Here is a 22,540-nt window from a genome sequence, read left to right as displayed (position 1 = left end):
GGGTTTGCGGCAAGGCTTAGCGGACGAAAACGCCGAGCCCTTCGTGGTCGTAATACTCCAGCCATACCCGGTCGCTGGAGAATTCTGCCCGGGAGATGGTGCCGGGATTGGCGTTCTCGTTATTTAGCGTGAATGTAAAGACATCTCCGTCCCAGTGCGTCAGCGGCAGGACCAGCGGTTTCGCGCCCAGCGTCATCACCAGCGCGCCGCCCTGCTCGGCGACCACTAGCGGGCCGTAATAGTCGTTGCGATAGGTGCCGGCATAGGTTGACAACGCCCGCGCGGGCAACGGGCTTGCCGGCGGCGACTGCCCGACCAGCCTGCCTTCGGGCAGCAGCAAGGGCGCGAAGGCCTCGGCAAAGATCGCGCCCCAGTCGCGGCGGAAGGTGCCGTACTGGACCAGATCGAAGAACTGCGCATTCAATGTTTCCGGGATGCCGATGGGGTAGCCGTTGGTCAGCGTGACGATGGCCAGGTTCAGCGACGGCACCGCGGTAAAGCTGGTCGCCGCGCCGACCGCGAAGGCCCCGGAATGGTTGTAGTTGGTCAGCCCCAGTTCGGTCGTGCCGATATTGAAGCCGTAGCCGTAGTAGCTCGCAGGGCGGCCTTGCACGGGCGGGCCGCTTTGCATCTGCTGCGACAGCGCCGGCGCAAGGGCCGCCGCATCGACGATGCGCTGGCCGGCGAACTCGCCCTTGGCCAGCACCATGATCAGCCATTTCGCCAGGTCGTTGACCGAGGCGCTGACGCCGCCCGCGGGCGATTGCGCATCGGGCATGGTGCCCATGCCCTGCACCCAGGTGCCGTTGACCTTGACGTGGCCGAGCGCGCGGTTGTCGCGCGCGGCAAAGTCGGCGTAGCGCGAGCTGGTGCGGGTCATGCCCAGCGGCTGGTAGATGGCCTGCTCGGACAGCGTGGCCCAGTCGATGCCCGCGGCGCTGGCCACCGCATCGGCGGCGGCGGTCATGCCGAAGTTGGTGTACTCGTAGACCGCGCCCAGCGGATGCAGCGGCAGGAAGCGCAGGCGCGTCAGCACTTCGCGGCGGTCGTAGCCCATGTCCTCGAGGCGGTCGCCGGCATGGTCGGGCAGGCCGGAGCGATGCGCATAAAGGTCGCCGATGGTGACGGCTTCTGTCGTTTCCGCATCGGCCAGCGCGAACCATGGCAGGTGCTGAATGACCGGGGTGTCCCAGCCGATGCTGCCGCGCCCCACCTGCCGCGCCACCACCGTGGCGCCGATGGACTTCGACACGGACGCCAGCTGGAACACGGTATCGGCATCGACTGGCGCGGGATCGGTGACCAGCCGGCGGCCGAAGCCCCTGGCGTAGACGACCCGGTTGCCGCGCACCACCGCGATGGCCATGCCGGGCACGCCCGAGCTGGCCATCAGGTTGGCGGCCAGCGTATCGACCTGCGCGATGGCGGCGGTGATCTGCGCTTCGGGAACCGGATCCGGCGGCGGCGCGGGATCGTCATCGCCGCCGCAGGCGGGCAGGGCCGGTGCGAGCAGGCCGCTCAGCGCGGCTCCCAGGAAACGGCGACGCTCTTTCAGTTTGCCCACGGCAGGTCTCCCGACGGCGGCGCTATGGCGCCTGTCGGATTTACTGTAGGCGATGGATGCGGGCAATGAATGCGAAGCGTCTCATGTACGCCCTGACGGCAGGGCGGGAGACTGGAAGCCTCACCGAGGGGTTCGGTGAGGCGGGCGCGACAACCCGAAGGAACCAAGGGAGTTTGGTAAGAATCGCGCGAGCAAGCCGTTTCCACGGCGGGCCGGGCGGGGCAGCCGCATGGCTGGCCGGTTTTCCCTCGGTTCACCGGTTGTCACCCCCGTTGTCAGGCCCGCCACCTCCTGTCTGAACCAGATCGGCGGCGTTTCTCTTGTCGGAGGAAGAATGCTATGCATACGCGCAGTTATCACACCACAGACGTACTCAACATTGTCCCGCCCGGGACGGCGGAATCGCTGGAGCGAATTAGCGCCGGATTGAGCGCCATCTTGTTGTTGCTGGAGAAGGAGAGCGAGCGATCAGAGTCGACGCATGATATCCATTGCCTGTTGGCAATGGTCAAGTCGCAATGGACTTGGCGGCGTCGGAGCTTTGCTCGGCGGATTGATTGACAGGTTCCGGAAAAACAAAAAGCCCGCACATTCGTGCGGGCTTCTCGCTTGAAACCTTTGGTGCCCAGGAGAGGACTCGAACCTCCACAGTGTTGCCACCGCTAGGACCTGAACCTAGTGCGTCTACCAATTCCGCCACCTGGGCAAGGTGAGCGCCGCATTCTACACGGCGCGTCGGAATTTGCAAGGCCCGGAAGCACCGTGTCCAAAATTCATATCAGTCGGCGCAAAAACAAAAAGCCCGCACATTCGTGCGGGCTTCTCGCTTGAAACCTTCTGGTGCCCAGGAGAGGACTCGAACCTCCACAGTGTTGCCACCGCTAGGACCTGAACCTAGTGCGTCTACCAATTCCGCCACCTGGGCAAGGTGAGCGCCGCATTCTACCGAAGGCGGCGGAATTTGCAAGCACGAAGTTGCAGAGCCAGGCGCGTCCGGTCAGAACGACGGCACCATCGCGCCCTTGAACTGGGCCTTCATGAACTGGCGCACGTCTTCCGACTGGTAGGCGGCAACCAGCTTCTTGACCCACGGCTTGTCCTTGTCCTGCGTGCGCACCACGATGATGTTGGCGTACGGGCTGTGGATGTCTTCCAGTGCGATCGCATCCTTGGTCGGCTGCAGGCCGGCGGCCAGCGCGTAGTTGGTGTTGATCACCGCGGCGCCGACATCGGGCAGGGCGCGCGCCAATTGCGCAGCGTCCAGTTCCACGATCTTCAGCTTCCTGGGATTCTCGGCCACGTCCAGCGGCGTGGCGTTGTTGCCATTGGTGCCGGCACCGGCCTTGAGCTTGATCACGCCCTGCGACTGCAGCAGCAGCAGCGCGCGGTTTTCATTGGACGGGTCGTTGGGCACCGCCACCTTGGCACCCTGCGGCAGGTCCTTGGGCGACTTCAGGTTCTTCGAGTAGATGCCCAGCGGCGAGATATAGGTGTAGCCGACGCTCTGCATCTTGTAGCCACGCTGCTTGACCTGGCTGTCCAGGTAGGGCTGGTGCTGGAAGCTGTTGGCATCCAGGTCGCCCGCATCCAGCGCAGCGTTGGGTTGCACGTAGTCGTTGAATTCCACGACCTTGACGTTCAGGCCGTTGCGCTTGGCGACCTTCTGTACGACTTGCCAGACTTCCGCGTCCGGACCGCTGACCGTGCCGACGCGTATGGTCTGTTCCTGGGCCGAGGCGCTGCCGGCGGCGATAAAGCCGATTGCGGAGATGGCAACCGCCAGGCGCTTGATAAGGGAGGTGCTGCGCATAGGAGTTCTGTATGTTTTGATTATGTGGCGAGAGAGACAGGTACGCCTTGGCAGGGATTGTCTACGTAGGCGAGGCCACAGATTAACGCAATTGCGCTAAAACCGCGCAACAGGAACGGATCTGGCGTCTATTTCTTTTTCATATGCTTATGAATCCTACCTAAAGGCGAATGCCGGCATTAAATGGCGCTATGCTGGGCGCGGCGTCCTGTCACACTAGGGACGGCGCGCAGCGCAGCCGAAGGCGTCCCACCGATAACGCATTTAGCAGGCGGCCTACGCCCTGCATGGGGATCGTCCAATAGTGGGACGACGTAGCCACTATCCCAAACTCACCTGGCGTAGCAGGTTCGAACCACCATCCACATCGAACGGAAATCACCACCGCCCGAACCACGCACGCAGCTAAATTGATAGCCAGCCGCTCAGGCGACGCGTTTTTTGGTTACTTTTTGTCGCTTGGACAAAAAGTGACCCGCCCAGGAGGGCGGAACCAGGCGGTTCAATGGCCGACAACATGTCACCAGCCGCGACAAGGCCAGGCTTTGATAGCGGCAAACCGGTCATTCAGCCCGCCACCACCCCATACCCCTCACCCCTCCACTCAACAAAACAAAGCCCATGCCCAAACGGATCCGACAACGTAGCCTGCCTGCCCCAGTCGAAATCCTGCGGCCAGTCCTCGATCTCGGCCCCGGCTTCCAGCGCCCGTTCGATCGCGGCTTCGAGGTCGGCCACGACAAAGTCGAGATGCACCGGCGTCCAATGCCGCCGGTAATCGCGCCGGGTATCCGAACGACTGGTAGGGCGGGTGCCGGCGGGTTTGGCGAGCAGGTAAATCGGCGTATTGCCGCCCAGCATTTCAGCGACGGTGCCATCAAACAGCCGACGCTGCAGCTTCAGCCCCAGGCCTTGCTCGTAGAAGGCGATGCCGCGCGCGAGGTCGTCGACATCGATATTGATCAGCAACTCCATGACAGCCTCCTTGCGGCGTTCCGTGTGAAAGCGGCCGCATTGTGCGCCGGCCCTCCTGACAACTGCTGTCAGGAGTGATGTTTCAGCCGGCCGCTGAAGGAGTGCCGAGACGCGGGGGTCAGCGCGGCAGCAGTTCGCGAACGACAGGATGCAATGCGTCGCCAAGCGCCACGTGGGCGTCCGCGTCAAGATGCACGCCGTCGACGGCGCTGCTGTGGATGACCGTGCCGGCATCGAACATCGGGCAATCCAGCTGCGCGCAGAGTTCGGCAACCGCCTGCGGCAGGCCGGTCCATTTATGCTCGCCACCGGCAAACTTGGGCGCCAGCGGCCCGCGCGGCGTGCGGATCGGCGGCGGCACCACCACCAGCACGGATGGCACCGGCATGCCCGGTTCGATCGGTGCGCTGCGGATGGCCTGCACCAGGGCGCCGATGCCCTGGGAGGCGTGCCAGGCATTGTGCGGATGCATCGACTGGAAATCGTTGTTGCCCAGCATCAAGACCACCAGTGCCAGCGGCGAGTGGATCTCGATACGCTGCGCCAGCCCCTGCAGCCCGTTGCGTCCCGGCTTGAAGGGATCGTCCCAGACCGTGCGGCGGCCGTTCAGGCAGTCTTCGATGATGCGCACCGGCGTGCCGCGGTCGGCATTCAGCGCCAGTTCCAGGCGGCCCGGCCAGCGCACCGGGAACGGCAGCCGCTGGCGCGTGCCGGGGACGATCCCCCAGGACAGTGAATCGGCATAGACAAGGACTTGCAGCGGATCGGTGTCTGCTAGCGACGCGGCAGGCATGCGCGGTACTCCAGTCAACATGATGATCGGTCGATATCCGGCGAGAGGGCTGCCTCGGCAATGTTGCACCGCGCAGACAAAAACGTCTTCCGAACACGCGGAGACTTCATAATATCGACTTATTGAAGACAGGGAGAGAGAAGTTGCGTTTCGAGCACTTGGTGGAAATCAATGATCCCGGCAACCCCCAGCTGGATCCGCTGACACCCGACCAGCTTTGGCAAGGCCTGGTGTTGCGCGCCGAGTCTCCCGAACTGTTCGTGCTGGGCCTGGACAGTGCCGAAGTGGTGGCGCGCGGCGACAACTGGATCGACCGCGTGCTGCATTTCGGCGAGGCGTCCATCCATGACCGCGTCGTGTTCGAGCCGCGCCGCCAGGTGCGCTACGAAACCGCAGCCACTGCCGAGCACGCCGGGGGCACGCTGACCATGGTGATCGAGACCCCCGGCCCGGGCGCGCTGCTGCTGCGCTTCACCTACGACACCACCATGCCGGCCGTCGATGCCAGCGGCGACGACCGCTACGCCGAGATCGTCAAGTCCGCCTATCACGAGGCCGACCTCGACACCGTCCGCAAGATCCGCGAGATCGCCGACACCGGGCGGCTGGGGTGAGCGAGGGCCCCGTCGCGCCGGAGACGTCCGGCAAGCAGCCGGGCGGGCCGACCCGGGCGGCGCTGCGTGAGCGCTATGGCGACCGCCTGCGCTGGCTGGTGCTGATGACACTGATGCTGGGCACGGTCTCGTCGATCGTCTCGTCCACCATCATCAACGTTGCCATCCCCGACCTGAGCCGGCACTTCGTGCTGGGGCAGGAGCGCGCGCAATGGGTCGCGGCCAGCTTCATGATCGCGATGACGCTGTCGATGCTGCTGACGCCGTGGCTGCTCAACCGCTACGGGCTGCGCCGCACCTTCCTGGGGTCGCTGCTGCTGCTGGGCGCGGGCGGACTGTTCGGCGGGTTCTCGCCGACCTACGGCGTGATGATCGCCATGCGCGTGGCCGAAGGCGCCGCCGCCGGCATCATGCAGCCGCTGCCCAATATCCTGATCCTGCGTGTGTTCGAGGAGCGCGAGCAGGGCAAGGCCATCAGCATGTTCGGCTTCGGCGTGGTGCTGGCGCCGGCGCTGGGGCCGAGCCTGGGCGGCTTCCTGGTCGAGGCGTTCGGCTGGCGCTCGATCTTCTTCGTGGTGGTGCCGCTGACGCTGCTCGGCGCGGCGATGGCGCGGCGCTTCATGGCGGTGGATTCGATCATGATGGGCGAGCGCGAGCCGCTGGACTGGCGCGGCCTGGCGCTGGCCGGCGTGGCGACCGTGAGCCTGCTCAACGGCGTGGTCGAAATGCGCGAAAGCGTGGCCGCGGGCATGGCGCTGGCCGGCTTCGGCGTGCTGATGCTGGCGGCGTTCGTGCTGTGGCAGCTGCGCGCGCCCCATCCGCTAATGAACATGCGGCTGTACAGCTACCGGCAGTTCGCGGCGGGCGCGGTAGTGGCATTTATCTACGGTGCGGGCCTGTTCGGCTCGACCTACCTGCTGCCGGTCTACATGCAGATGGCGCTGGAGTACACGCCCTCGCGCGCGGGCCTGGTGCTGCTGCCGGCGGGCGTGATGCTGGCGCTGACCATCGCCGTGGCGGGCCGCTTCACGCACCGGATCTCGCCGCATGTCCAGGTATCGTTCGGGCTGGCGCTGCTGGCGCTGTCGTTCCTGCTGATGGCGCTGGGGTCGCCTTCTACGCCGTATCTGCTGCTGGTCGCGCTGGCGGTGCTGGGGCGGATCGGGCTCGGCTGCATCTTGCCGTCGCTGACGCTGGGATCGATGCGGGGCGTGGATTTCTCGCTGATCGCGCAGGGGTCGAGCTGCATCAACTTTATCCGTCAGCTGGGCGGCGCGATCGGCGTGAGCCTTGCCGGCGTGGGGCTGCAGTGGCGGCTGACGCAGCACGGCGCGGTGCTGGACCAGGCGGGCGACGCCGCGCTGCAGGCGGCGCGCATCCGCGCCTTCGATGAGACTTTCCTGGCGGTCGGGGTGGTGATCGCCAGTGCGATCTTCGCGGCCTGGCGTATCCGGCCAAGGCCGCTGCCGGCGGGCTGAGGCCGCCGGCTGGCGTGGCAGGGCTTAGCTGGCCGCCGCTGCGCAGTTCTTCCACCAGCGCGATGTACTGCTCCATCGCCTGCTCGCGCGCGGTGCCGCGCAGCGCTTCCCAGGCTTCGAACTTGTAGCGGCCGACAAAGTCGGTCATGCCCGGCTTGTCGCCGTGCGCGTCGCCTTCGCTGCCTTGCTTGAACAGGGCGTACAGGCGCAGCAGGGTCATGTTGCTGGGGCGCTCGCTCAGTTGCTTGACGTCGATCTGGGACTGGTCGAAGCGTGCCTGCAGGTCGCTCATGGGTTTCTCCGTGGGAGTTTGTGAAAGTGCTGCCGATGATAGCCGCGCCGGTGCGCCAGACCGCGCGTCTAAAACCGAAGAAGCCCTCGGTTCCGGGCGCCAGCGGCTACAATCGCGCCATGTCCTGGATTCTTGCTGTTGAAACTTCTACGGAGTGGTGCTCGGTCGCGCTCGGACGTGCCGTGGCCGGCGCCGGCATTGAGTGCCTGGTGCGCCATGAGCACACCGGCGCACGCTCCTCCGCGCGCGTGCTGCCCGCCGCCGGCGAGCTGCTGGCCGAGGCCGGCATCGCACTGGCCGATTGCGCCGCGATCGCCTTCGGCGCCGGTCCCGGCTCGTTTACCGGCCTGCGTACCGCGTGTGGCGTGGCGCAGGGACTGGCCTTCGGTGCCGGCCTGCCGGTGGTGCCGGTCAATACCTTGCTGGCTTGCGCCGAGCGCGTGCGCGCCGCCGAGCCGGCGCTGCCCGCGGATATCTCGGTGCTGGTCGCGCTTGACGCACGCATGGACGAGGCCTATGCCGGCGCCTTCGGCTGGGATGCCGCCGCGCAGGAGTGGGTGGAGCGCACGCCGATGCTGGTAAGCGCGCCGGAAACCGTGCAGCTGCCCGGTGGCGAATTCTGGCTGGCGGGCAATGCCGCCACGGTCTTCGGCGAACGCCTCGCCGGCCTGGCGCGCGCGCAGCGCGTGCTGCCGGAGGCGATGCCCCATGCGCAGCCGATGGTCGCCATCGCACTGCGCGCGCTGGCGCGTGGCGAGGCCATCGACGCCGACCGTGCCATGCCGATCTACCTGCGCGACAAGGTCGCGCGAACCGTCGCCGAACGCGAAGCCGCCGCCGCCGCGCGCGCCGCGGCCACGGCCGGGAGTGCATCGTGAGCGCCGCCTACCCGCTGGAAGAGCGTGCCGACTGGCCGGCCGTGCCCGCCATGCCGCCGCTGCCGCCGGGCTTTGCGCTGGGCCGGATGAGCGCGCTCGACCTGGAGGCGGTGGCCGGGATCGAGGCGCGCGCCTACAGCCATCCGTGGACGCGCGGCAATTTCGAGAACTCGGTCAAGGCCGGGCATCTCGGCCTGACGCTGCGCGATCCCGCCGGCACGCTGGTGGCCTATGCAGTGCTGATGCCGGTGGTCGACGAGATGCACCTGCTCAATATCACCGTCGACCCGCCGCGCCAGCGCCAGGGGCTGGGGCGGCTGATGCTGTCGATCGTGCTGGCGACCTCGCACGCGCATCGCATCCATACCATGCTGCTGGAGGTGCGCCCGTCCAATGCCGGCGCGATCGCGCTGTACCAGGCCGCCGGGTTTGCCGAGATCGGCCGCCGCAAAGGCTATTACCCGGCGGTGGGCCGGAACCGCGAAGACGCGCTGGTGCTGCGCCGGAGCTGGCCTGACAAGGTGGCCGGGAAGTCCAGGGAAGGCGGGGAGGGCCGCGCATGAGCCGCCGCGCGCGTTTCCTCGAGGCATTGGGCATCACGGCCGAATGGCTGCCGCGGGCACGCGCTGACGCGCCGCAGGCGGTCGTGGTGTCCGAAGCCGTTGCGCTTGCCGTGCCCGTTGCCGAGGCCATTGCCGAGGCCATTGCCGAGCCTGTCACGGTGGCCGCGCCGGCCGTTGCGCCCCTCGTGGAAGCCGCGCCTGCGCTCGAAATGGCTACCCCGGTGGTGCCTGCCGTCCCCGTGGCGGCGCCTGTCTCGCGTGCGCCAGCCGAGCCCTCGCTGGTACCGGCCGGCCCCGAGCCCGACTCGGCGCAGGCCGCGCGCGAGGCTGCCATCGCCGCCATGGCATGGCCCGCGCTGGATGCCGCCGTGGCCGGCTGCACCGCTTGCGGACTGTGCCAGACCCGCACCAATACCGTCTTCGGCGTCGGCGACCGGCAGGCGGAATGGATGCTGGTAGGCGAGGCCCCGGGCGAGAACGAAGACCTGCAGGGCGAGCCTTTCGTCGGCCAGGCCGGCAAGCTGCTCGACAATATGCTGGGCGCGCTCGGCCTGGCGCGCGGGCGCAACGTCTTTATCGCCAACGTGCTCAAGTGCCGCCCGCCGGGCAACCGCAACCCCGAGCCGGCCGAGGTGGCGCAGTGCGAGCCCTTCCTGCGCCGGCAGATCGCGCTGGTTCGCCCGAAGGTGATCGTGGTGCTGGGCCGCTTCGCCGCGCAGTCGCTGCTGCGCACCACCACGCCGATCGGCAAGCTGCGCGGCACCGTGCATACCTATGAAGGCATCCCCGTGGTGGTGACTTACCACCCGGCCTACCTGCTGCGCACGCTGACCGACAAGGCGCGCGCATGGGAAGACCTGTGCCTGGCCCGCGAGGTACATGACCGTGCGGGAGCTGGGGCCTGACCTCTCGCTGCATCGCGGCGGCGACGGCAACCTGCCGCCGGAGCCGCCGCTGTGGCGCCGCGCCTTGTCGCCGCGCACGCGCGACCTGGCCTGGACCACGCTGTCGCCGCCGCTGCTGTCCGCGGTAGCGGGCGCCGCTGCGGCGCGCTGGCCCGCCGGTACGCTGGCGGCGTGGCGGCACTGGCTGGAAGCCGCCGACCCGGCGGCGCTGCCGGCCACCATCGACGAACTGGCCGCCGGCCATGCCGCCTTTCCTTCCGATCCCGCTCCCGGCTCCGCCGCCGCGCTGCAGCCGCAGGATCCCGCCAGCCGCAGCCTGCGGCTGGGGCGCCATGCCGAACGGCTGCTGCATTTCGCGCTGCGCCGGATGGAGGGGCTGACGCTGCTGGCGGCCAACGTCCCGGTACGGCGCGCCGGTGCGCATGGCATCCGCACGCTGGGCGAGCTGGACTTCGTCTGGCGCGAGCAGGCCTCCGGCGACGTGGTCCATTGGGAAATGGCCGCCAAGTTCTACCTGATGGCAGGCGCCGTGGCGGCGCCGACCCTGCTCGATTTCGTCGGGCCCAACATGGTCGACCGGCTCGGCGACAAGCTCGGGCATGTAGTCGGGCGCCAGCTGCCGCTCGGGCGCACGCCGGAAGCGCGCGCGCTGCTCGGCCATGTGGTCGACCGCAGCGAAGTCTACCTGCTGGGCTGGCTGTTCTACCCGGACGGGCAAGTGCCGGCGGGACTCGACCAGCTGGGCATCGCGCCGGACCACCTGCAAGGCTGGTGGTCGACGCTCGACGGCTGGCGTGCGCGCGCGGCGGCGCGGCCGGGCCTGCGCTGGTGCCGGCTGCCACGTTCGGAATGGTTGTCGGGGGCGCTGGTGCCTGCCAGCGGCACGGAGGAGGTCGACGCCCTGTACGCCACGCTGGCGCAGCGCTTTGCCGACCCGCGCCACGACCACGGCTGGCGCCGCGAAGCGCCGGTGATGCTGTGCGAGCTGGAGCTGGCCGGCCACGGCTGGTGGCGCGAATGCTCGCGCGGGTTCGTGGTGCCGCCGGGATGGGAGGCGCGCGCCATGGCGCGGGCGGCGGAGCCGACCCGGCAGGGCGCGCAGGCGCTGGCCGACGGACCCTGAACGGGGCGCCGGCCTGGGGAGGTCAGGAGGTCAGTGGTGCTTGTCCTCGCCGATCATCGCCAGCGAGTTGAAGGCGCGCATGTTGTACTTGTGCAGCTTGATCACCAGCATCATGGTCACGCAGATGAACAGGCCCAGCGCGATGATGACCACGCCGATCGGCACGTTCAGCTTGATCAGCAGCGCGTACAGGCACAGCATCAGCAGCACCGATACATTCTCATTGAAGTTCTGCACCGCGATCGAGTGGCCCGCCGACAGCAGCACGTGGCCGCGATGCTGCAGCAGCGCGTTCATCGGCACCACGAAGTAGCCCGACATCGCGCCCACCAGCATCAGGAACACGTAGGCGATGGCCATGTACAGCGGCATGTTCATGCCCAGGATGCTCAGCGTCACCTGGGGCATGGCGTCCTTGGTGTAGAAAGCCATGATCATCACGGTCGCGCCCATCGCCACACCGAACGGCAGCACCGACAGCGACTTGCGTAGCGGAATGCGCGCGGCGGCGGCGATTGCGCCCACGGCCACGCCGACGGCCACTACCGCCTGCAGCAGTGCGCCCTGCGACAGGTTCAGGCCCAGCGACTTCTCCGCCCACTTCAGCACGATGAACTGCAGCGTCGCGCCCACGCCCCAGAACAGGGTCGTAACCGCCAGCGAGATCTGGCCCAGCTTGTCGCGCCACAGCGCCAGGAAGCAGTCGCCGAATTCGGCGATCAGCTTGATCGGGTTCTTTTCCTGCTGCGGATAGCGGGCGCCGGTATCGGGAATGAACAGGTTGAACACCGACGCGATCACGTAGAACAGCATGATCACGACCATCGCGGCCTCGGCCGGCGTGTCGATGCCGGTGTCGATGAAGGGCAGGTCGAGCCGCATCAGGATGTCCGACACATGCACGGAAATCAGCGCGCCCCCCACCACGGTGCCCAGGATGATCGAGCCCACGGTCAGCCCCTCGATCCAGCCGTTGGCCAGCACCAGTTTCTCCGGCGGCAGCAGCTCGGTCAGGATGCCGTACTTGGCCGGGGAATAGGCCGCCGCGCCGAAGCCCACCACGCCGTAGGCGAGCAGCGGGTGGAAGCCGAACATCATGATCGCGCAGCCGACCACCTTGATGGCATTGGTGATGAGCATCACCCGCCCCTTGGGCATCGAGTCGGCAAAGGCGCCGACGAAGGCGGCGAGGATGACGTAGGAGAGAACGAAGAACAGCTTGAGCAGCGGGGTCATCCACTGCGGTGAATGCAATTCGGTGAGAAGGGCGATGGCGGCGATCAGCAACGCATTGTCGGCCAGCGACGAAAAAAATTGCGCGGCCATGATGGTGTAAAAACCCTTCTTCATGCTTTCGACTTTGTCTCCATCGCGGACTTCCGTCACGCCGGTCAGGGCGGCACCGGCTGGGGAGGCTATGGTTTGCAGGGAACCTTGCGCCGCGGCCGTGTCGAATTGTCTTTGTTGCACTGCGCTGCGGCGCCGTGCGGTTTGCCTGACAGTCATTGACATAATGCTTCGCTTTTAGAACATGGCCGGAGCGTCCGGCTTTATATCACGAAAACATGACATTCCCGAACCCCGGCAAGGTGCCTTTTTGACTGCAAATTGCCGCGCCGATTCCCCAATGACCCCCGGCAGCGGCTCCCGGATGTGTTCAAATAACGGCTGCGATCCCGGCCAGACGACGGGTGTACCGCTGACTGGTGCAGCGGCAAGACAATATCGCAGCCGGACGCCCACGTGACCAGGCAAACGCAAATTTCCCATGGCCGCTCACCTTAGCGCGACATGCCCGCAATATGAAGCACTTCGCATCTACGTGCCGTCGCCCACTGACAGGTGACCCTCGCGCCATTAAAGCTGAGACAGAGCCGTCCTTCCAGTCCCCGCAGTGACGTGAGCGATGCGCCACCGCGCTGCCCGCACTGCCTGATTCCCGAGATGTGACTCCATGCCAAGACCCATCCACGCCGTCATCCACCAACCCGCCCTGGCCAACAACCTCGACGTCGTCCGCCGCAGCGCCCCCGCTTCGCGCATCTGGGCCGTCGTCAAGGCCAATGCCTACGGCCACGGCATCCGCCGCGTCTTTGCCGCGCTGCGCGGCGCCGACGGCTTTGGCCTGCTGGACCTGAATGAAGCCGTGCTGCTGCGCGACCTGGGCTGGCAGGGCCCCATTTTGCTGCTGGAGGGCTTTTTCCAGCCGCAGGACATCGCCCTGATCGAGCAATACCGCCTGACCACCGCGATCCACTGCGACGAACAGCTGCGCATGCTGGAAAGCGCGCGCCCCAGGGGCCCGCTGGCGATCCAGCTCAAGCTGAACACCGGCATGAACCGGCTCGGCTTCCATCCAGCCCAGTATCGCGCCGCCTGGGAGCGCGCCCGCGCCATGCCCTGCGTAGGCAGTATCGTCCATATGACGCATTTTTCCGATGCGGATAGTCCCCGAGGCATCGCCCACCAGGTCGAGGCCTTCGACGCCGCCACCGCCAACCTGCCGGGCGAGGCGAGCCTGTCGAACTCGGCCGCGGTGCTGTGGCATCCGCAGGCGCACCGGGCCTGGGTGCGTCCCGGCATTATCCTGTACGGCGCCTCGCCGACCGGCCGCGATGCCGATATCGCCGGCACCGGCCTGCAGCCGGCCATGTCGCTGCACAGCGAGCTGATCTCGGTGCAGGACCTGCAGCCGGGCGAGACGGTGGGTTATGGCTCCTTGTTTACCGCCGACCGCCCGATGCGCATCGGCGTGGTCGCCTGCGGCTATGCCGACGGCTACCCGCGCCATGCCTCCGGCTGGGGCGCGCAGCGCGCGCCGGTGCTGGTCGACGGCGTGCGTACGGAACTGGTCGGCCGTGTCTCGATGGACATGCTGTGCGTGGACCTGACGCCGTGCCCGAAGGCGCGGGTCGGCAGCCCGGTGACGCTGTGGGGCCAGGGCCTGCCGATCGACGAGGTGGCACAGGCCAGCGGCACGGTCGGCTACGAGCTGATGTGCGCGCTGGCGCCGCGCGTGCCGACCACGGTGGCAACCATCACGGCATCCGACAGCGCCGCGCCGGCCGTGGTGTAGAAGGTTGCAAACGAGAGGTTGCAAACGAGAGCTGGCGGCAGCGCCTGCCGCCGGCTAGTGTGAGGGCCGGGCCACTTCTGCGCCCGGCCTGTTCTTTCCCGCAAGGATTTTCCGTTGGCCAAGACCAAGACCGTCTACACCTGTACCGAATGCGGCGGCACCGCGCCGCGCTGGGCCGGCCAGTGCCCGCATTGCCAGCAATGGAACACGCTGGTGGAAACGGTGGCCGAGACGGCCGCGTCCAAGCGCTTCCAGCCGCTGGCGGCATCGGCCATGGTGCGCAAGCTGTCCGAGATCGAGGCCGCGGACGTGCCGCGCTTCTCCAGCGGCATCGACGAGTTCGACCGCGTGCTGGGCGGCGGACTGGTGGCGGGCGGCGTGGTGCTGATCGGCGGCGATCCCGGTATCGGCAAGTCCACGCTGCTGCTGCAGGCGCTGGCCAACCTGGCCGGGCAGCGCCGCGTGCTCTATGTCAGCGGCGAGGAATCGGGCGCGCAGATCGCCCTGCGCGCGCAGCGGCTGGGCGTGGAAAGCCCGGCGCTGGGGCTGCTCGCCGAAATCCAGCTAGAGAAGATCCAGGCCACGCTCGAAACCGAGAAGCCGGAAGTGGCGGTGATCGACTCGATCCAGACGCTGTACTCGGAGGCGCTGACGTCGGCGCCGGGCTCGGTCGCGCAGGTGCGCGAGTGCGCGGCGCAGCTCACGCGCATCGCCAAGAGCAGCGGCATCACCATCATCCTGGTCGGCCACGTCACCAAGGAAGGCAGCCTGGCCGGGCCGCGCGTGCTGGAGCATATCGTCGACACGGTGCTGTACTTCGAGGGCGATACGCATTCTTCGCACCGGCTGATCCGCGCCTTCAAGAACCGCTTCGGCGCGGTCAACGAGCTGGGCGTGTTCGCCATGACCGAGCGCGGGCTGCGTGGCATCAGCAACCCCTCGGCGCTGTTCCTGTCGCAGCATGAAGAGACCGTGCCCGGCTCGTGCGTGCTGGTGACGCAGGAAGGCACGCGCCCGCTGCTGGTGGAGATCCAGGCGCTGGTCGACACCGCCCACGTGCCCAACCCGCGCCGGCTGGCGGTGGGCCTGGAGCAGAACCGGCTGGCGCTGCTGCTGGCGGTGCTGCACCGGCATGCGGGCATTGCCTGCTTCGACCAGGATGTGTTCCTGAACGCGGTAGGCGGGGTCAAGATCACCGAGCCGGCCGCCGACCTGGCGGTGCTGCTGTCGATCCATTCGTCGATGCGCAACAAGCCGCTGCCGCGCGGGCTGGTGGTCTTTGGCGAAGTCGGCCTGGCCGGCGAAATCCGGCCCAGCCCGCGCGGCCAGGAACGGCTGAAGGAAGCGGCCAAGCTGGGGTTCACGCTGGCCGTGATCCCCAAGGCCAATGCGCCCAAGCAGAAGATCGACGGCCTGGAAGTGATCGCGGTGGAGCGCATCGAGCAGGCAATCGACCGGGTGCGCCACCTGGACTGAGGCATGGGCGCCGGCGGCTTGCTTATGGAAACTCGCGCAGGCGTTGCGCAGCCGATGTGGCGTCCAAGGCGGGGGCGGAAAAATCGGTAATAATGCGCAGCAATGCCGCGCCCCCGAACTAAACACACCTGACGGCACCCGTTTGCCGGATCACCCCGGATCACCACGGATCACCATTTATCACCGCTATGCAAGCCAATTCCCGCGCCTATTTCCTGCTGATCGCCCTGGTTTCCTTCGGCCTGGTCGGCGTTGCGCTCTACCTGCAGTTTGAAAAGGGCTACCAGCCCTGTCCGCTTTGCGTGATGCAGCGCTTTGCGTTTATCGGCATCGGCATCTTCTCGCTGCTCGCCGTGGTGGCGCAGAACACGCGCTCTTTGTGGCAGGGCCTGGGCATGCTGTCCGGCATCGCCGGCATTGCCGTGGCGGTGTATCACGTGTCGCTGTTGCTCAACCCGAAGGCGACCTGCGGCATCGATCCGCTGGAGAACTGGGTCAACGCGCTGCCGACCGCCAAGGTGCTGCCGCAGGTGTTCTACGCCGATGGCCTGTGCGCGGCGCCGCTGCCGCCGGTGCTGGGCCTGTCGGTGCCGGCGTGGTCGCTGATCTGGCTGTTTATCCTGACGCTGACGCTGGCGGTGGGGTTGATCCGGCGGGAGAAGAATTTCCGTTGAGTGGTAAGGGCAAACAAAAACCGGCCTAAGGCGCTGCGCTAAGGCGCCGTTTTTTTACTACGGGAAGGTTGAAGTCCAGCGGGTTTGCTGCCCTCTCCCACTTCGCGGGAGAGGGCAGCGTCCGCAAGGGGTGTAAGGCTATGCAGGCGCTGTTGGCGTTGAGGGGCTCCTCACGCAATCTGCTCGATTTGCTCCTGTAACTCCAGCCACTTCTCTTCCAGCGTCTCCAGCTCGCCATTGACCTCGCCCTGGCGCTTCAGCATCTCCATCAGCTTCGCCTTGCTGGCTTCGGCATAGCTCGATTCATCGGCCATGAATCGGTCGATCTCCTCCTTGGCGGTTTGCAGCACTGCCATCCGCTTCTCGACCTTCTCCAGCTCCTTCGTCAGCGGCTTGCGCAGCGCCGACAGGCGCTGGCGCTCGTCGGCCTCGGCGCGGCGCTGGTCCTTGCGGTTGATCGTGGCGGCGCCATCGCCGCCATTCTCTGCCAGGTGCGCGGCCGCGGCGGCGTTGCGCTTGGCGGCGGCCTGCTGCAGCAGCCAGTCGCGGTAGTCGTCCAGGTCGCCGTCGAAAGGCTTGATGGTGCCGTCGGCAACCAGCATGAACTGGTCGGCGGTGGCGCGCAGCAGGTGGCGGTCGTGCGAGACCAGGATCAGCGTGCCTTCGAACTGCGCCAGCGCCATGGTCAACGCCTCGCGGGTATCGAGGTCGAGGTGGTTGGTCGGTTCGTCGAGCAGCAGCAGGTTGGGCTTCTGCCAGACGATCAGCGACAGCGCCAGCCGCGCCTTTTCGCCGCCGGAGAAAGGCTCGATCGGCGAGGTGGCCATGTCGCCGCGGAAATTGAAGCTGCCGAGGAAGTCGCGCAGCTCCTGCTCGCGCACGTCGGGCGCGAGCCGCGCGAGGTGCTGCAGCGGCGAGTCGTGGTCGCGCAGCGTCTCGAGCTGGTGCTGGGCGAAGTAGCCGATCTGCAGGCCCTTGCCCAGGCGCAGCGTGCCGGTCAGCGGATCCTGCGTGCCGGCCAGCGTCTTGACCAGCGTCGACTTGCCCTGGCCGTTGGCGCCCAGCAGGCCGATGCGCTGGCCGTTCTGGATCGACAGCGCCAGGTTGTGCAGGATGGTGACCGGCGGCTCGGCCTCGGCGTAGCCGCAATCGACGCCGTCGAGCACCATCATCGGATTGGGCGCGGCGTCGGGCTCGCGGAATTCAAAGGCAAAGCCGGCGGCGACGTGCACCGGCGCGAGCCGCTCCATCTTCTCCAGCGCCTTGACGCGGCTCTGCGCCTGGCGCGCCTTGGTCGCCTTGGCCTTGAAACGCGTAATGAACGACTCCAGGTGCGCGATTTCCTTCTGCTGGCGCACATAGGCGGACTGTTGCTGCGCCATCTGCTGCAGCCGCAGGGTCTCGAACAGCGTGTAGTTGCCGCCGTAGCGGCGCACCTGCTGGTTCTCGATATGCACGGTGACGTTGCAGATCGCATCGAGGAATTCGCGGTCGTGCGAAATCATCACCAGCGTGCCTGGGTAGCGCGCCAGCCAGTCTTCCAGCCAGACGATGGCGTCCAGGTCCAGGTGGTTGGTCGGCTCGTCGAGCAGCAGCAGGTCGGAGGGGCACATCAGCGCCTGCGCCAGGTTCAGGCGCATGCGCCAGCCGCCGGAGAACGACGATACCGGCTGCGTGACCTGGGGCAGCGTAAAGCCGAGGCCGAGCAGCAGCGCCTCGGCGCGCGCGGGGGCGGTGTAGCCGTCGGCGTCGGCATAAGCGGCGTGGGCTTCGCCTTCGGCGGTGCCGTCGCCGCTGGCCTGCGCGGCCGTGATGGCGGCTTCGATCTCGCGCAGCCGGGTGTCGCCGTCGATCACGTACTCGACCGCGCTGCGGCTGACCGCCGGCGTTTCCTGCGCCACATGCGCCACGCGCCATTGGGCCGGCACGCTGACATCCCCGCCGTCCGGATGCAATTCGCCGCGCAGCAGCGCGAACAGCGTCGACTTGCCGCTGCCGTTGGCGCCGACTAGGCCCACGCGCTCGCCCGGGTTGAGCGTCACGCTGGTGTGGTCGAACAGCACCTTGGTGCCGCGCTGGAGGACAAGCTGGTCGATTCGGATCACGTGCGGGGAAACTTCTGAACGGGGTACTGGCAACTACGCGGAAAAGCCGGCCAAGGCGGGTTGGCGGCGCTGGCCGGCATTGTAGCGTTTCCGGTGCGGGGCATGCCCGCGAATGGCGAAACACCAGAAATGCCAGGGCATTGCGCACCGCCCCGGTGCCCCGCATGGCGGCGGGTCCTAGGGATTACCCTCGAACTGCGAAAACTCTATTTTCTTTGTGGGTGGGTTGCGTGTAAATTCATTTTCATTCGTTTTTCAGGATGTAACCGGCAGCGTCGCCCATGCGCATGCCGTCCCGACCCGACATGACCCAAGGCCATTCGATCTCCGACCGCATCGCGCGCAGCCTGCCCACGCTGACGCCGGCGCACCGCCGCATGGCGGAATACGTGCTGGCCAACCTGTTCCGCGCGGCCACGATGCGCATCGACGAGTTTGCCGCGGCGGTGGACGTGTCGGTGGCCACCGCCAACCGCTTCGCGCGGGCGCTGGGCTTCGACGGCTATCCGCAATTCCGTACCGAGCTGGTGCGCGGCTTTGAGGCCACGCTGGCGCCGGTCGAGCGGCTGCGCAGCGAACTGGAGCGGCCCGCCACCGTGGCCGAAGTGTTCGCCGCCTCGCTCGAGGATGCGGCCGCCAATGCCGAAGCCACCCGGCGCGGCATCGACGCGCAGGCGTGCGAGCGCGCGGTCGCGGCGATCCTGGGTGCGCAGCGCGTCTACGTGGCGGGCTTCGGCGCCAGCGGCTTCCTGGCCGGCCTGCTGCAGCACGGGCTGGAAATGCATTGCCGCATGGTGACCTCGGTCGCCGGCGCCGGCGGCGCCTCGCACGCGGCGCGCCAGCTGTTCAAGCTGCAGCCGAGCGACCTGCTGATCGTGATTGCCTTCCCGCGCTATGTGACCGACAGCATCGAACTGGCGGAGCGCGTCAAGGCGCACGGCGGCCGGGTGCTGGCGCTGACCGACGGGCCGACCTCGCCGCTGGCGCCGCTGGCCGATATCGCGCTGTACGCGCAGGCCGCCAACCGGCTCTCGGCCAACTCCGACGCGACCGTGCTGGCGCTGATCGAAGCGCTGTGCGGCGCGGTCGCGCATCGCGCCGAGCGGCCGGTCAAGGCCGCCGCCGAAATGACCGAATTCCTGCTGCCGTGGCTCTATGGCGCGCCAGGCGCGGACCGCGCCGGCCGTGCCGGGCCAGCCGAGCCGCAGGCTACCGAAGAGCAGGCGGCGGGCACCACGCGCCGCCGCGCCTCCAACCTCAAGAAGCCCTGAGCTATCCCATGCAACAAGCAGTCATTGCCATCCACGGCGGCGCCGGCACCATCACCCGCGAGGCGATGGATCCCGCGCGCGAACGCGAATACACGGAAGCGCTGGAACACGTGCTGCGGGCCGGCCAGCGCATCCTGGCCAACGGCGGCAGCGCGCTCGACGCGGTGACCGAAGCCGTGCGCCTGCTGGAGGAATGTCCGCTGTTCAACGCGGGCAAGGGCGCCGTGCTGACCCACGCCGGCACCTATGAACTCGACGCGGCCGTGATGGACGGCGCCACCCGCGATGCCGGCGCGGTCGCCTGCGTCACGCGGCTGCGCAATCCGGTGCTGGCGGCGCGCGCGGTGCTCGACCACAGCGAGCATGTGCTGTTTGCCGGCACAGGCGCCGAAGAATTCGCCGCCGCCCAGGGGCTGGAGCTGGTGGAGCAGGACTACTACTTCACGCAGGCACGCCATGAGCAATGGCAGCGCGCCCGCGGTGCCGCCGGCATGGCGCTGCTCGACCATGATGCCGCCGCACTGGCGGCACGCAACAACCCGGCCGACCCGATCGACCCCGACAGCAAGTTCGGCACCGTCGGCGCGGTGGCATGCGACAGCCGTGGCAACCTCGCCGCGGCAACTTCCACCGGCGGCGTGACCAACAAGCGGGTGGGGCGCGTCGGCGATACCCCCGTGATCGGTGCGGGCTGCTATGCCGACGACGTGGTGGCGGTGTCGGCCACCGGCACCGGCGAGATGTTTATCCGCACCGTGGCCGCTCACGATGTCTCGGCGCAGATGCGCTATGCCGGCCTGCCGCTGGAGGAATCGGCACGGCGCGTGGTGATGGAAAAGCTGGTCGCCATCGAAGGCCGCGGCGGCCTGATTGCGGTAGACCGCGACGGCAACGTCACGCTGCCGTTCAACACCGAAGGCATGTACCGCGGCTTTGCCCGCGTGGGCGAGGCCGTCAGCGTCTCGATCTACGGCTGACCCGCGCCGCACCGGCAAGTCTCAGCACTCGCAGCAAACAAGGAGTACCTAGTGGCCACTACCCCTGCGCAATCGCGCGCTTCCGCCTCCGGCATCATCCTGCCGCCCGAGCGCGTCGTCTCGGTCGACGGCCTGAGCGTGCGCTTTGCCACGTCCGAACGTACCGTCGAGGCCGTGCGCAACCTGTCGTTCCATGTCGACCGCGGCGAGACGCTGGCGGTGGTGGGCGAGTCGGGCTCGGGCAAGTCGGTCACGTCGCTGGCGCTGATGCGGCTGGTCGAGCATGGCGGCGGCAAGATCGCCAGCGGCAGCATGCTGCTGCGCCGGCGCGGCGGCGAGGTGATCGACCTGGCGCGCGCGGATAACGCGACCCTGCGCAGCGTGCGCGGCGCCGACGTGGCGATGATCTTCCAGGAGCCGATGACCTCGCTCAACCCGGTGTTCCCGGTGGGCGAGCAGATCGCCGAATCGATCCGGCTGCACCAGGGCAAGAGCCGCGCCGCGGCGCGCGCCGAAGCGCTGCGCATGCTGGAACTGGTGCGCATCCCCGAGGCGCGCCGCGTGCTGGAGCGCTATCCGCACCAGCTCTCCGGCGGCATGCGCCAGCGCGTGATGATCGCGATGGCGCTGTCATGCAAGCCGGCGCTGCTGATCGCCGACGAGCCCACTACCGCGCTGGACGTGACCATCCAGGCCGAGATCCTGCAACTGGTGCGCAGCCTGCAGGCCGAGATGCACATGGGCGTGGTCTTCATCACCCACGACATGGGCGTGGTGGCCGAGGTGGCCGATCGCGTGCTGGTGATGTACCGCGGCGAGAAGGTGGAAGAGGGCAGTTCCGACGACGTGTTCCGCGCGCCGGCGCATCCGTATACGCGCGCACTGCTGTCGGCCGTGCCGCGCCTGGGCGCCATGAGCGGCACCGACCTCCCGGCCAAGTTCCCGCTGCTGCGGCTGGACAGCGCCAGGGCGGAGCAGGCCGCGCCGCAGGACACGGTCAAGCCCGGCATCGCGCCGATCCTGCGCGTGCAGGACCTGGTCACGCGTTTCGACGTGCCCGGCGGCCTGTTCGGCCGTGTCACGCGCCGCGTGCATGCGGTGGAGAAGGTCAGCTTCGATCTCTATCCCGGCGAAACGCTGGCACTGGTGGGCGAGTCCGGCTGCGGCAAGTCCACCACGGGGCGTTCGCTGCTGCGCCTGGTGGAAAGCCAGAGCGGCACCATCGAGTTCAACGGCCAGAACATCAGCAAGCTGGAAGGGCCGGCGCTGCAGACGCTGCGCCGCAATATCCAGTTCATCTTCCAGGACCCGTTCGCGTCGCTCGATCCGCGCGTGCCGGTGGGCTATTCGATCATGGAGCCGCTGCTGGTGCACAAGGCGGCCAGCGGCAAGGAGGCCGAGCAGCGCGTGGCCTGGCTGCTCGACAAGGTGGGGCTGGATCCGTCGCACGCGGCGCGCTATCCGCACGAGTTCTCCGGCGGCCAGCGCCAGCGCATCTGCATTGCGCGCGCGCTGGCGCTGAACCCCAAGGTGGTGGTGGCCGACGAGTCGGTGTCGGCGCTGGACGTGTCGATCCAGGCGCAGATCGTCAACCTGATGCTCGACCTGCAGCGCGAGCTGGGCATCGCCTTCCTGTTTATCTCGCACGACATGGCGGTGGTCGAGCGCGTCAGCCACCGCGTGGCGGTGATGTACCTGGGCCAGATCGTCGAGATCGGCCCGCGCCGCGCGATCTTCGAGAACCCGCAGCACCCGTACACGCGCAAGCTGATGTCGGCGGTGCCGATCGCCGATCCGGCGCGGCGCCACCTGCGGCGCGAGCCGCTGAACGATGAGATTCCCAGCCCGATCCGCGCGGTCGGCGACGAGCCGGTGGTGCAGCCGCTGGTGCAGGTCGCCGGCAGCGGCGCGCTTGGCCACTATGTCGCCCGGCATGCCGTCGGCGGCGCCTATTGAAGTCCTGGAA

Annotated in this window: 18 protein-coding genes, 2 tRNA genes and 1 pseudogene; 12 read left to right on the top strand and 9 right to left on the bottom strand. The window is 67.7% G+C overall.

Annotation, left to right across the window (positions count from 1 at the left end):
- Positions 1-16: 16 nt before the first annotated feature.
- The 6 genes from E0W60_RS20295 to E0W60_RS20265 form a co-directional block, all read right to left on the bottom strand.
- A complete protein-coding gene (locus E0W60_RS20295) occupies positions 17-1,564 on the bottom strand; it encodes a serine hydrolase (protein WP_133096367.1) in 1,548 nt (515 codons plus the stop codon).
- A 619-nt stretch (positions 1,565-2,183) separates the two neighbouring features.
- Positions 2,184-2,270: transfer RNA gene (locus E0W60_RS20285), tRNA-Leu, on the bottom strand.
- Between the two features lie 132 nt (positions 2,271-2,402).
- Positions 2,403-2,489 (bottom strand) — tRNA-Leu (locus E0W60_RS20280).
- Positions 2,490-2,561: 72 nt separating this feature from the next.
- Positions 2,562-3,374, bottom strand: a complete 813-nt coding sequence (locus E0W60_RS20275; protein ID WP_135705408.1) for a MetQ/NlpA family ABC transporter substrate-binding protein — start codon at positions 3,372-3,374, stop codon at positions 2,562-2,564.
- 567 nt (positions 3,375-3,941) lie between these two features.
- Positions 3,942-4,349 (bottom strand): VOC family protein, encoded by a 408-nt coding sequence (locus tag E0W60_RS20270; RefSeq protein ID WP_135705407.1) that lies wholly within the window; start codon positions 4,347-4,349, stop codon positions 3,942-3,944.
- Between the two features lie 118 nt (positions 4,350-4,467).
- On the bottom strand, positions 4,468-5,142 hold the full coding sequence (locus tag E0W60_RS20265; protein WP_135705406.1) for an SGNH/GDSL hydrolase family protein: 675 nt from the start codon (positions 5,140-5,142) through the stop codon (positions 4,468-4,470).
- Between the two features lie 143 nt (positions 5,143-5,285).
- Between E0W60_RS20265 and E0W60_RS20260 the strand changes: the two genes are divergently transcribed.
- Positions 5,286-5,756, top strand: a complete 471-nt coding sequence (locus E0W60_RS20260) for an SRPBCC family protein (RefSeq protein ID WP_133096362.1) — start codon at positions 5,286-5,288, stop codon at positions 5,754-5,756.
- A complete protein-coding gene (locus E0W60_RS20255) occupies positions 5,753-7,234 on the top strand; it encodes a DHA2 family efflux MFS transporter permease subunit (RefSeq protein ID WP_135705405.1) in 1,482 nt (493 codons plus the stop codon). Before E0W60_RS20260 ends, E0W60_RS20255 begins: the two co-directional genes overlap by 4 nt.
- 34 nt (positions 7,235-7,268) lie before the next feature.
- On the opposite strand, the pseudogene E0W60_RS20250 reads toward E0W60_RS20255, so the two are convergent.
- Positions 7,269-7,526, bottom strand: a pseudogene (locus E0W60_RS20250) (acyl-CoA-binding protein); the annotation flags it as partial.
- Between the two features lie 119 nt (positions 7,527-7,645).
- Here E0W60_RS20250 and tsaB point away from each other — a divergent pair.
- Genes tsaB through E0W60_RS20230 form a run of 4 tightly spaced genes read left to right on the top strand, consistent with a single transcriptional unit; the run spans position 7,646 to position 10,995 of the window.
- Positions 7,646-8,404 (top strand): tRNA (adenosine(37)-N6)-threonylcarbamoyltransferase complex dimerization subunit type 1 TsaB, encoded by a 759-nt coding sequence (gene tsaB / locus E0W60_RS20245; protein WP_167884589.1) that lies wholly within the window; start codon positions 7,646-7,648, stop codon positions 8,402-8,404.
- Positions 8,401-8,967, top strand: coding sequence for a ribosomal protein S18-alanine N-acetyltransferase (gene rimI / locus E0W60_RS20240; protein WP_133096359.1), 567 nt, complete (start codon positions 8,401-8,403; stop codon positions 8,965-8,967). Before tsaB ends, rimI begins: the two co-directional genes overlap by 4 nt.
- The gene (locus E0W60_RS20235) at positions 8,964-9,872 is read left to right on the top strand and encodes a uracil-DNA glycosylase (RefSeq protein WP_135705404.1); all 909 of its coding nucleotides are present in this window, start codon (positions 8,964-8,966) and stop codon (positions 9,870-9,872) included. The genes rimI and E0W60_RS20235 overlap by 4 nt, the downstream gene beginning before the upstream one ends.
- Positions 9,847-10,995 (top strand): DUF1853 family protein, encoded by a 1,149-nt coding sequence (locus E0W60_RS20230; protein WP_133096357.1) that lies wholly within the window; start codon positions 9,847-9,849, stop codon positions 10,993-10,995. The genes E0W60_RS20235 and E0W60_RS20230 overlap by 26 nt, the downstream gene beginning before the upstream one ends.
- Positions 10,996-11,025: 30 nt before the next feature.
- Here E0W60_RS20230 and lplT read toward each other — a convergent pair whose 3' ends face one another.
- A complete protein-coding gene (lplT, locus tag E0W60_RS20225) occupies positions 11,026-12,345 on the bottom strand; it encodes a lysophospholipid transporter LplT (protein ID WP_135705403.1) in 1,320 nt (439 codons plus the stop codon).
- Positions 12,346-12,949: 604 nt separating this feature from the next.
- Between lplT and alr the strand changes: the two genes are divergently transcribed.
- From alr to E0W60_RS20210, 3 genes are all read left to right on the top strand, one after another.
- On the top strand, positions 12,950-14,071 hold the full coding sequence (gene alr / locus E0W60_RS20220) for an alanine racemase (RefSeq protein ID WP_133096355.1): 1,122 nt from the start codon (positions 12,950-12,952) through the stop codon (positions 14,069-14,071).
- A 114-nt stretch (positions 14,072-14,185) separates the two neighbouring features.
- Positions 14,186-15,547, top strand: a complete 1,362-nt coding sequence (gene radA / locus E0W60_RS20215) for a DNA repair protein RadA (protein WP_135705402.1) — start codon at positions 14,186-14,188, stop codon at positions 15,545-15,547.
- Positions 15,548-15,735: 188 nt separating this feature from the next.
- Positions 15,736-16,221, top strand: a complete 486-nt coding sequence (locus E0W60_RS20210; RefSeq protein WP_029045809.1) for a disulfide bond formation protein B — start codon at positions 15,736-15,738, stop codon at positions 16,219-16,221.
- A gap of 170 nt (positions 16,222-16,391) precedes the next feature.
- Here E0W60_RS20210 and E0W60_RS20205 read toward each other — a convergent pair whose 3' ends face one another.
- Positions 16,392-18,326 carry an ATP-binding cassette domain-containing protein gene (locus tag E0W60_RS20205; RefSeq protein ID WP_135705401.1) on the bottom strand — a complete coding sequence of 645 codons (1,935 nt, stop codon included), beginning with the start codon at positions 18,324-18,326 and terminating at the stop codon, positions 16,392-16,394.
- 305 nt (positions 18,327-18,631) lie between these two features.
- Between E0W60_RS20205 and E0W60_RS20200 the strand changes: the two genes are divergently transcribed.
- Genes E0W60_RS20200 through E0W60_RS20190 form a run of 3 tightly spaced genes read left to right on the top strand, consistent with a single transcriptional unit; the run spans position 18,632 to position 22,530 of the window.
- Entirely contained in the window at positions 18,632-19,597 is a 966-nt protein-coding gene (locus E0W60_RS20200) for a MurR/RpiR family transcriptional regulator (protein ID WP_133096352.1), read from the top strand.
- A gap of 8 nt (positions 19,598-19,605) precedes the next feature.
- Positions 19,606-20,574, top strand: coding sequence for an isoaspartyl peptidase/L-asparaginase family protein (locus tag E0W60_RS20195; RefSeq protein WP_135705400.1), 969 nt, complete (start codon positions 19,606-19,608; stop codon positions 20,572-20,574).
- A gap of 51 nt (positions 20,575-20,625) precedes the next feature.
- Positions 20,626-22,530, top strand: a complete 1,905-nt coding sequence (locus tag E0W60_RS20190; RefSeq protein WP_135705399.1) for a dipeptide ABC transporter ATP-binding protein — start codon at positions 20,626-20,628, stop codon at positions 22,528-22,530.
- The last annotated feature ends 10 nt before the right edge of the window (positions 22,531-22,540 follow it).

The sequence above is a fragment of the Cupriavidus oxalaticus genome (genome assembly GCF_004768545.1).
Classification (GTDB): domain Bacteria; phylum Pseudomonadota; class Gammaproteobacteria; order Burkholderiales; family Burkholderiaceae; genus Cupriavidus; species Cupriavidus oxalaticus_A.
This window is presented reverse-complemented; position numbering and strand designations above follow the sequence as displayed.